Origin of the sequence: Pseudomonas avellanae BPIC 631, assembly GCF_000444135.1 — a bacterium.
GTDB classification, from domain to species: Bacteria; Pseudomonadota; Gammaproteobacteria; order Pseudomonadales; family Pseudomonadaceae; genus Aquipseudomonas; species Aquipseudomonas avellanae.
The window spans coordinates 1-9606 of sequence record NZ_ATDK01000357.1 but is presented as its reverse complement, the minus strand read 5'-3'; the positions used below and the strand labels follow the sequence as shown (position 1 = coordinate 9606).

Sequence of the window (9606 nt, the reverse complement as noted above, 5' to 3'; positions counted from 1 at the left end):
TTGCGAAATAATTTACCCGTGTCCTGCAACCTAAGTTATTGATAAAATTTGAATTTTACGTTAGTTAGTAGCTGGTTTTTTCGAAAACAGTACACTAGATAAAACGGCGCCTGTTTGATTGCCGCCGTTGTGGTGCCAAGCTTCGCTAAGCGTCGACAAAATGTTCCAAGTCCGGTATGAGATGTTGCACATAAGCAGATTGGAGTCCGGTTCTCAGCGTGGTTTTGACGATTGTCGAAACCCTAATAGCATTGTGATAATCGTTAGTTTTTCGGCACCGTTAATAACTATAAGCCGGTCCAGCCAACGGGTTTTCTTCGCCCTTGGCGTCGGCTTTTAGGTCTGTCTGCCATTCCATCACTGACGTCAAAACCTCTACTGCGAATCCCGCCTGCCTGCCCTACCAAGGGGTGTTGGCATTGGGAGCTATCCTCTTCATCCATCGATATGCGCCCACTGGCTACGGCGTTGCTGTCGACATTCCTTGAGCAACTGACTGGTGAGGACGTACAACTATTGCGAGATCAAGGCGGCATCGTCCTGGCTAACACCTTCTTCAGAACGGTTATGATTACCGTGCCATGATGTCCTGGGCCGTGTCGAGCTGCAATAGCGTCGAAGCCGTAACCGGGCTGCCTAAGGAACTTTTTAACCATAACTCGAAAAAAGTCATGGAATGGTTTTAGCTTGATCGTTTCCGACAACAGACTGAATCAAAAGTATTAAACAGCAAAGTAATAATGAAAGTCCCCCGACTAAAAGTCCGACTGTTTGAAATGGAATAATATCCGCTAACCCCCCAGCCAGCAAAGCACATATGATTAGTAAGCCGGATCCAAATGCATTTGTACCTGCTGTGATTGTGACGATATCGTCGGATGAGCTAAGCTGAATCAATCGTGATTGAGCTGCCGTAAAAGACACCTCGAATAAAAAAATAAATAGAAAATATGCGATTAGCAATTGCGTATTATTATGCACCAATGTAGTTAACAACAGACAAATAGCAGTCAGGGTATTAGCCAGTAAACCAAAATTCTTCCAGCGAACCAGAATCGGTAGTAACGATACAGCCAGCGCGCCTAAGATAATCCCTAACGCACTGACTATCTGGAGTTGCATTACAGCAGAGTCGGGAAGCTCGAGCACCTTGATTGGCAGGATAGTACGCGCAGCATTGTGAAAACCTTGAAATACGCCTGTCGCAATGCACAAATAGCCGAAGGCGGCGAATAGTTGCGGTTCTTTAATAACAATTGCCAAATTTGACATCAAAACACCACGGCGCTTGCTAGTAGACTGTCTGGTTGCGGTGATATGAGGTAATCCTGTATAGCACAGGGCTGAGAACGCAAAAGTTGCAGCACTAATCGCAGAGACAGCTAATAGTGAGAATGTACCAACCAAGAGACCGCCGATAACACCGCCAAGTACACCTCCCAAATAGTAAGAAAGGTTGAAAGTTGACGACGCGAGCTCAAGTTGCCGCCCTTCGAACAGCTTCTTGATAAAGACCACGCGACTCGTTTTGGTTATGGCCTCCACGAAACCTCTTAATAAAAAACAGACTAATACTAGCAGCATCAAGCCATTTGCCAGAAGCACGCCGATCAGCAGAGACAATAGCCCATTGACGATATCGCTGGTGATCACCCCCTTGCGCAGTCCAACCTTTTCGCAAGTAAATCGGATCAGTGATGCTAGCGCGACTGGCAATATCCACTGAAAAGCAAATACTGAGGTGGCGCCAAGTCCGGAGTTATGCACTCGGATGATGTAAGCCGACACAGACAGTAATAAAATAAATGTCCCTGTAGAACTCACTAACGTTGCAAGCCACAGTAATACAAAGCGTCGATCTTTTGCCAGTGTTAACCAGTCCTGCATTTTCTCACCTTCTGCAAATGGTCAGCCATGAGGCTAATAATTCTCAATTACTGATCGGCACCAATTTTACACCGAGTATCTCTTCTACCTCTGCATGCTTTATCGAAACTTTTTCCACTACTTCGTCATAGCTATTCCCGCTCACTCGAATAACACCATATGTACTATAATTCCCTTCCATATGCTGGAGAAATTGTCCTGCACTGATATTCGCCGTTCCGGAATGCAGTTCCGCCTTTATCGGACTAAACCAGTCATCAGGAAGATCTTTACGTACAATGCAATCATGCTCCACGGCAATGAATGAGTGGCTAGAATAGATCTGGCTGGCAAGACGGCCCAAGCCCAATTGCTCTCCCGTATGAACTCTCACTAATAGTTCAAACAGGTTTACACCTGTTGCTGCGTTTATTAGGTCAGGAATAGAGCCTCCCGCAATGCGGGGATTGACTTCAACCAGTCTTGGACCGCTGGTGGTATAAATAAATTCGACATGGAAAATGCCAAGATCCAGACTAAGTGCTTTGACGATCGCGATGGCATAATCGGCAGCGGCTTGATACTGGTCGTCAGAAAGACCAGAAGGCATGGTCGAGCCCATTTCAAGCACGGGGTTTTTTAACCCGGTCTTACGGCGAAGGATCGCCAACGGCATCCATTCGTTATGTGCACTCACACCTACTTCAATGGAAAACAAGGGACCAACGGCGACTTCCTCGACTACAAAAAATTCATCTATTTCTTTTCGCATAGCTTCATCCAATGAAGCCAACGATTGGTTGTACAGCTCAAAATAATCCGCTAGAGCCTGCTCATTCTCGATAACCTTTACCATCATTTTTGCCAACCCGGTACTGGGCTTTACGATGATCGGGTATCCAATTTCGAAAGCAGCCAGAAGTGCCTCTTCAAAGCTGCTGATGCGTTTGAACTGCACGGATGGCAAGCCAGCTTGCTGAACCAGATCACGGCATCTAGCTTTGTCCCGGGCGTTCATCACACCCTGGACAGACGTGGACTTCAGCCCTAAACGGGCCGCAGCTATAGCGGCCGGCAAAACGCATGGATGAAATACGGTTAACACTGCATCGATCAGTTCGAGGGACATGCATTCCCTAAGGGCATGCTCGCAGTCGTCAGCGGATTGCGTAGACGACACTGAATAAATAGAGTCTACACTTTCTCTGATAGCGGAAAACTCACTTGGTGTTAATAACCAATCAAACTTTCCTGATGTCACAAAGGATACTTTGTGACCCATTCGTTTGGCAGCTTCAATTGCTTGTATTCCAGGACGAGTCGTTTCAATGAAAACTATGTGAGCCATGAGTTCTGATCCTTTGAGCTTTCAGAATTTGGCGTAACAGCCCCAGCCTCTGAGGTCTGAGTTTCAGATAGTGCCGCCAGTGCTAATACGTTGAGAATCTGCTTGCCCCGCGCTGCGTACTGCCCGGTCGGGGTAAGACTGTTATCATCGTAAGGGTAGGGATTCATTCCCATCACAAATAAAGGTAACACACTCCCGTTATGCTGCTTCAATCGACCATCAGTTGTAGTGTCGACAATGCTACCGTTCGCTAACATGGACGCATCGACACCATCGAGGATCAAGGGAATGCAATTGCTTTCATAACCGAGTGCTTGAACAATCACATCTGCTTCATCCAGATGTCGGCGCATACTCTTCAAACAATTCTTTTTTATTTGAGTAAAACCCGGCTGGCTGGCTGAGGCAATGCACAGAAATGTATCTCGTGCCGCATGTCTAAGCCCAGAATACCGAAAGAGGTTGCCAGTTTGCGGACAACTATCAGTATCTAAATTCGGTTCACATTCAAGGAAAGGATGGATACCATTCCGATAAGAATCGATATTAGGGTAAAACAACTTTGTGCAACTGCGTTGCAAAATTGTCACCTCACTAAGTGGCGCTAACTTGCCCTCCTGCCTCAAAGAATTGGCAACGGCATAAGCACTATGCGAACCACCCACTATGACAACTTTTTGTGGCTTCACAGACCAAAGAGATGGCACTCCCTGTTCGATAATTTGCTGTGACAGTTGGGTCTTACTTTTCCATGGACGCAAATCAGCATGCAGTGTTTCACGAATTCCAAGTGCCAGAGCAGCAAACTTTGCATGGATTCTGAGCCCGTCTTCAAATACAGCAATAACCGTGTCGTTTTCCACTTCGATCCTGTTGACAGTTTTCCCTGTCCAGACCCGCGACGGGCCAATTACCCGTTTAATCGCTGCCCCGAATGGCTGCAAAGCCGACGCCAGCAATGAAAGGTGAAAGCTCCCTTCAGTCTCGTGAAGTGCGCGAACCTGTGGATGTGAAAGCTGTTCCCCGAAAATACCCTCAGGATCGACCCAGCCGAAAAAATCAGAACCATAAGAGTTTGAATCTATGCGATACCGATCAAAGCTTCCGGGACCAAGTGTATTTGAAGCATCAACCACGCCTATGCGATAACCAAATAACTCAGGGTTAGCCGTCAACAGTCCTGTGCCACGTAGGCCACAACCGACCAAAAGAAAGTCTAACGTGTTAGTTGAAGACCCCAGCTCAGAGGAAGCCGGGATCTGTGAGGAGGTGTCGAACTGCATCAACTAGTCGGCTCGGAATTGGAAAGAGTTGGCAGCCAAGTGGCCATGTGATCGCAAACCTGGGCCGCATGTTCCAGTCGACGTGCCATCCCAAATGCAATTGCTGGAATGAATGACGGATCTTTCATGATTAGCGGCTTGACCACCTCGTTCATCCAGCCGGCAGCATGTTCGACATCAACGACGGTATGAATGGTCAAATAGCGCATGTCGTTGTCGGAAAGTCCAACGCGTCGCCACCCCTCTATCTGCTGATCCAAGCGGCCAGGGACCATCAGCTCAGTGGCCAACATCATGCCTATTGCCTGAGGTAACAGCGCCCTATTATAGGCCGTGTGAAAGTACATGTTTGCCAAGCGCAGCTCTTCTACGCAAAACCGTTCAATCTCCAATAAATGCACGTCTTCACAGACACCTAGAGACTTGATCATGTCAACTCGAAGCTGACGATGCATTTCGCTGGTGTCTCCACAGCCCATTTCATCCCAGAAATTTTTTGAAAATTCGGTTTTTGCATCGCCATAAACACCAGGGAGCATTTTTGCCAAAATATCTCCAAAGTGGACGTCGAAGGGTGTTTCCTGAACAAGAAACTCGGTCAGTTGCAGACGCGTCGCGCTATCGCGTAAATAGCTGAATAGAGGGTGAAAAAGATTCGAGCGATGTGTCTCGCATTGTTTATTTGCCCAGCTCTCAAAATGCTCAGCTTGCGGCAAACCGCCGAAGAAGTTTGCGTATTGCTCTATTTCATATTCATTCCACGACTGCTCCAGTGTCTGCCGCAGTTGAACGAAAAGGTAGTGGTCTAGGTCTTTCCAGCATGGCTCCCAAGGCGCAACAATCGCACCAGCATAAAGAGCGTAGAGCACACGATGAACGCTCAGCTCGGCCTGGAGCCGGGAAGAGGCTTTTAAGTCAAAAGCATCGTTAGCTGTTTTCTTAGCCAGTGAAAGCAGGGAATCCCATTCGTCTTTTGGAGAGTGACAATGAATAAGTTGAAATTGGTCCCAGAGGTCGTGCGCATTATTATTAGCGTTCATAACGTATGACTTTCCTTAGTAATAGTAGCTAAGTTTTCCTGCAGCCAAATAGCAAGATCCGACTCAGTGAAAAATGATTGTTGCAAGACGTTCTGATAATTATCAATGCAGTCTCGCAATTGCATGTGAGCTGTGGCACTGCGCCTCCGCCATTCAGCCTCGATCAAAGGATATAACTGGTCAGCTAATTCTGAAGTCGCGTCAAGCCCGTGATCGAACAACAGGTTAGTTTGTCGCAAAAACCTGAGCAGTCCGTCACGGCCGCTTCGCACCCCGAACATACGAACTAAACTTGAGCCAATCTCGTTCGGATCAAGAATGTCAAAGATTGTCGGCGCGCGATCAAGCAACTCCGTACGAATCCCACTCTGAATGCTGTGAGTTATAACTCCCGTGATGGCCTGAGCAGGATTCTCCATCAGGCCGTAAAGCCGCTCAGTCAGTCGGCTCAAGCTGAATAAAGACTCATAATTGAAGCTTGGAAGCTCAACCCCATATAACTTCTTCAAGGCAACAGCAACTTCAGCCAGGGGTGGATGGCCAGCACGGTTTGCAAAGCCACCCACGGACACATCGACACCCTGCAGTCCAAGAGACAGTCCCATCAGAGCATTGGATGTAGCCATGCCGAAATCGTCATGAAAATGACCATAGAATCGAACTGCAGGAAATCGTTCAACCAATTCGCCGACAAAATGATTTAGCTGATGTGGTAAGCAAGTGCCTGCTGTGTCAACCAGGCGGATCTGACTCACACCGTGTCGAGTGACAAGATCAACCGTATTGATTAAGTGCGAATGGCACGCCCTGAAGGTATCCAGCAATCCGACCATCACACCGCCACCTTTGTAGCGCGATAAAATTGGAAGGAACTGGTCAAGCCAAGAAAGGTTCAGTTCTCGTCGTTCACTCACACTGTGAGAGTCCCACCGAGTAGCGTCAAAACTGGATTTAGGATCTTTCCGCAAAATCGTTGGGAACAAATGTTGAATCTGCTGATCGGACACAGAATGGATCGCTATCAACCACACTGTTTTCAGCGACATTCCTTCGTCAGCCAATGCATTTAGGACGGCCAACGATTGCTCAAAAGTGATACCCACGTGGGAAATCACCATAAACCGTGCATCCGAAGCAATTCGGCCAGCCTGCTGGCGTTCGACAAGCTGCCGAAGAAGCTCAATATTATGGGGCACGTCTGGGAACATACCCACCACAAGTGTTCTTACACCGGTGCGAATGATCGCTTCAGCAAGTTCACATTTATCCTCAATTGAAGGAGGAACGGTTGCACGTTCGGCACCTTCACGCAGCGACTCATCCATTAAGTCAATCGTGGACTTGAATAAAAATTGAACCCTAGGAAGGACTTGAAGAGCAATACTGTCGTCGACAGCAACCTGACTCATACCTGCACCGCCTGGGCGTCTTTGCGCTCTATCTCTGAGTCCGCCGTACCCACGGAAAATCCATTGGCAACCATCCAATCATCATCTAGAAACTTGCTTAAATACATGTTGCCTGAGTCCGGCAATATAACTACGATGTTTTTACCTGGATATTTGTGAGCCACACGTAGCGCGACACTCATTGCGCTTCCGCTGGAACCCCCGCAAAAGATTCCCTCTTCGCGAACCAGCCGCCTCGCTATTGCAAATGATTCCGCATCGTTAACCTGAACAATATCATCAATAACGGAAAAATCTATTGCCTTTACGAGGTAGTCCTCACCAATCCCTTCTACTTTATAAACCGAAGTTTGGCACAACTTACCATAGTGAAAAGAATCATGGAATACACTCCCTATGGGGTCAGCACCGATAATTTGAATGTCTGGTCTCTTTTCTTTAAGATAACGTCCAACACCGGTGATAGTCCCGCCAGTTCCCATACCACATACCAAGACATCAATATCGCCTTCAGTTTGAGCCCATAGTTCAGGGCCGGTGGTACGATAATGAGCCTCAGCATTTAAAGGATTGTTATATTGGTCAGGGTAAATCGCGTGGGGAGTGCGCTCGGCGATATCCTTGGCCATACTGTAATAACTTCGCGGATCATCTGCTTCGACTGCAGTGGGGGCTACGATAACTTCAGTGCCGAACGCTCGCATCCGAGATATCTTTTCCCCACTCATCTTATCTGGAATAGTCACAATACAGCGTAATCCCCGGGCTGCCGCAGCCATACTCAGTGCTGCTCCGGTATTCCCAGAGGAGTTTTCTACCAAGACGGATCGCTCATTCAGACTTCCCGCCGAATCCATTTCCTCAAGAAGAAATTTCACCATCCGATCTTTAATGCTGCCGCCTGGGTTCATATATTCAAGCTTCGCAAAAATTGTCGCACCACCAACTTCGGGTAGTACGTTTTGCAACTGCACTATGGGAGTGTTTCCGACAGCGTCTAGTACGGTTTTCAGGGCTTTCACGGTTAGTCCCTTATTTGTGTAGGAGGTACAACAGCTCTTGTGCAGCACCGAATTTAAGTAGAGGCAGTAAAGTCGTCAAGTGTAAGACTTTATTTTTTATTAGACGTCGGTTATTTCTATTTTGAATCGACCACAGCAACAGGTATCAAGCTAATAAAAAAATCAGCTGACTTAAAATTATTGCTTTTCATATTAATCGAGATTTTGACTTCAGGTAACGAAGCTAACGCTACAAGCCCTAATTGTGGGCGGATTGATAATTTTTAGAGTGTTCATCCGTGCTCTCCATATCAAAAAATCAGCCAGTCAGCGCCTTAAAAACGCAGAACCTATCCCATGCCAGTCCTTGAAATATTTTTAACATGTCATTTGGAGCGCGTCTAGAATTTTTTTATGAAAATCTCTGCTATGGCTAGGTTTTGTACGAAAAGTCGGTGGGGTAGAATTGCCGCCATGATTGGATGGAGGCCCGCAGGGCAAAGCGTTAGGAACTCTCCGACGCATCGTGGAAATTGATCGTAAGCGCTCCATAAACCCCATCTAGCCAAAGATGTGCGGCGCGTTTTAGGAATGCAATCGAGGCGTGCAGTTCCACGGCAGCAAGGCTTCGTAATCTTCAACCGATGTCGCCAGTGGCAGACGTTCTAATGCGTGGCGCAGCTACGCGTAGGGCTCTTGGCTGTTGATCTTGGCGGTCTCGACCAAGCTGTACAGTTGAGCGCTGGCTGTGGCGCCTTTGGGGGTGTCGCTAAACGGCCAGTTCTTGCGCCCGATTAAGAACGGTCTGATCGCACGATCGGCCGCATTGTTGTCGATGGGCAAAAATCCGGCTTCGGTATAGCGCATCAGCTTGTGCCAGTTGCTGGCCAGATAACTGATCGCCTTACCCAGCGCGTTTTGCGCGGTCACTTGAGGCTGTGTTTTCTCCATCCAGGCGTGCAATTCAGTCAGCACCGGCAAGCTGTTTTGCTGGCGAGCCTCGTAACGTTGTTCATCGCTGCCTTCTTTCAAATTCCGCTCGATGCCGTAAAGCTTGTTGATCAAACTCAGAACGATATCCGCCCGCCCGGTTTTGCCCCTGGGCTGCATTTTCTGCGCCTCAACGAACTTGCGACGTACATGCGCCCAGCAGCCTAAACGCTCCCACACCCGGCTGTGCGCCCAATGCGTTGTAACCGGCGTAATCATCCGTCATTAGGTAGCCGCGATAACTTTCGAGCAGGCGTGAAGGAACCTCCTGCGCACGGCTGGTGGAGTAGTCAAAAAGAACCACAAGCTGATTCGGCGGGCCGCCCGTTTGTACCCACCTCCAGGATTGGCTGGCGGGCTCTCGACCAGGCTCTTTATTAACCTGCACTCGCGTTTCATCGCAGTGGATCACGCGACTTTCCAGCAGTCGATCCCGCATCAAATTGAGCAAGGGCTGTAAGTGTTCGCCGCACTGGATCACCCAGCGCGCCAAGGTTTGGCGCGAGATATCTATACCGTGGCGACCAAGCACTTTCTCAAGCGATGAAGCGGCAAGCCGTCGACGTAATTGGTGGTCAGCAACATCGCCAGCACACTAGTGTACTGTTTTCGAAAAAATCAGCCACCAACTAACGGAAAATTCAAATCTTATCAATAGCTTAGCTTGCA

6 protein-coding genes and 1 pseudogene are annotated in these 9606 nt (G+C 48.1%); all 7 read right to left on the bottom strand.

Translation table 11 applies throughout. The annotated features are described in order from the left end of the window. Window positions 1-669: 669 nt before the first annotated feature. Window positions 670-1887, bottom strand: coding sequence for an MFS transporter (locus tag DW49_RS0121550; RefSeq protein WP_005618756.1), 1218 nt, complete (start codon window positions 1885-1887; stop codon window positions 670-672). 43 nt (window positions 1888-1930) lie between these two features. Then, on the bottom strand, window positions 1931-3214 hold the full coding sequence (locus tag DW49_RS0121545) for an ATP-grasp domain-containing protein (RefSeq protein ID WP_005618757.1): 1284 nt from the start codon (window positions 3212-3214) through the stop codon (window positions 1931-1933). Continuing rightward, a complete protein-coding gene (locus tag DW49_RS1000000132390) occupies window positions 3202-4497 on the bottom strand; it encodes a hypothetical protein (protein ID WP_005618758.1) in 1296 nt (431 codons plus the stop codon). The genes DW49_RS0121545 and DW49_RS1000000132390 overlap by 13 nt, the downstream gene beginning before the upstream one ends. Next, the gene (locus tag DW49_RS0121535) at window positions 4497-5537 is read right to left on the bottom strand and encodes an iron-containing redox enzyme family protein (RefSeq protein ID WP_005618759.1); all 1041 of its coding nucleotides are present in this window, start codon (window positions 5535-5537) and stop codon (window positions 4497-4499) included. The genes DW49_RS1000000132390 and DW49_RS0121535 overlap by 1 nt, the downstream gene beginning before the upstream one ends. Further along, entirely contained in the window at window positions 5534-6946 is a 1413-nt protein-coding gene (locus DW49_RS0121530) for a homocitrate synthase (RefSeq protein ID WP_005618760.1), read from the bottom strand. Before DW49_RS0121530 ends, DW49_RS0121535 begins: the two co-directional genes overlap by 4 nt. Then, a complete protein-coding gene (locus DW49_RS0121525) occupies window positions 6943-7968 on the bottom strand; it encodes a PLP-dependent cysteine synthase family protein (protein WP_005618764.1) in 1026 nt (341 codons plus the stop codon). The genes DW49_RS0121530 and DW49_RS0121525 overlap by 4 nt, the downstream gene beginning before the upstream one ends. 564 nt (window positions 7969-8532) lie before the next feature. Then, window positions 8533-9534, bottom strand: a pseudogene (gene tnpC, locus DW49_RS01000000128700) (IS66 family transposase); the annotation flags it as partial. Window positions 9535-9606 lie beyond the last annotated feature (72 nt).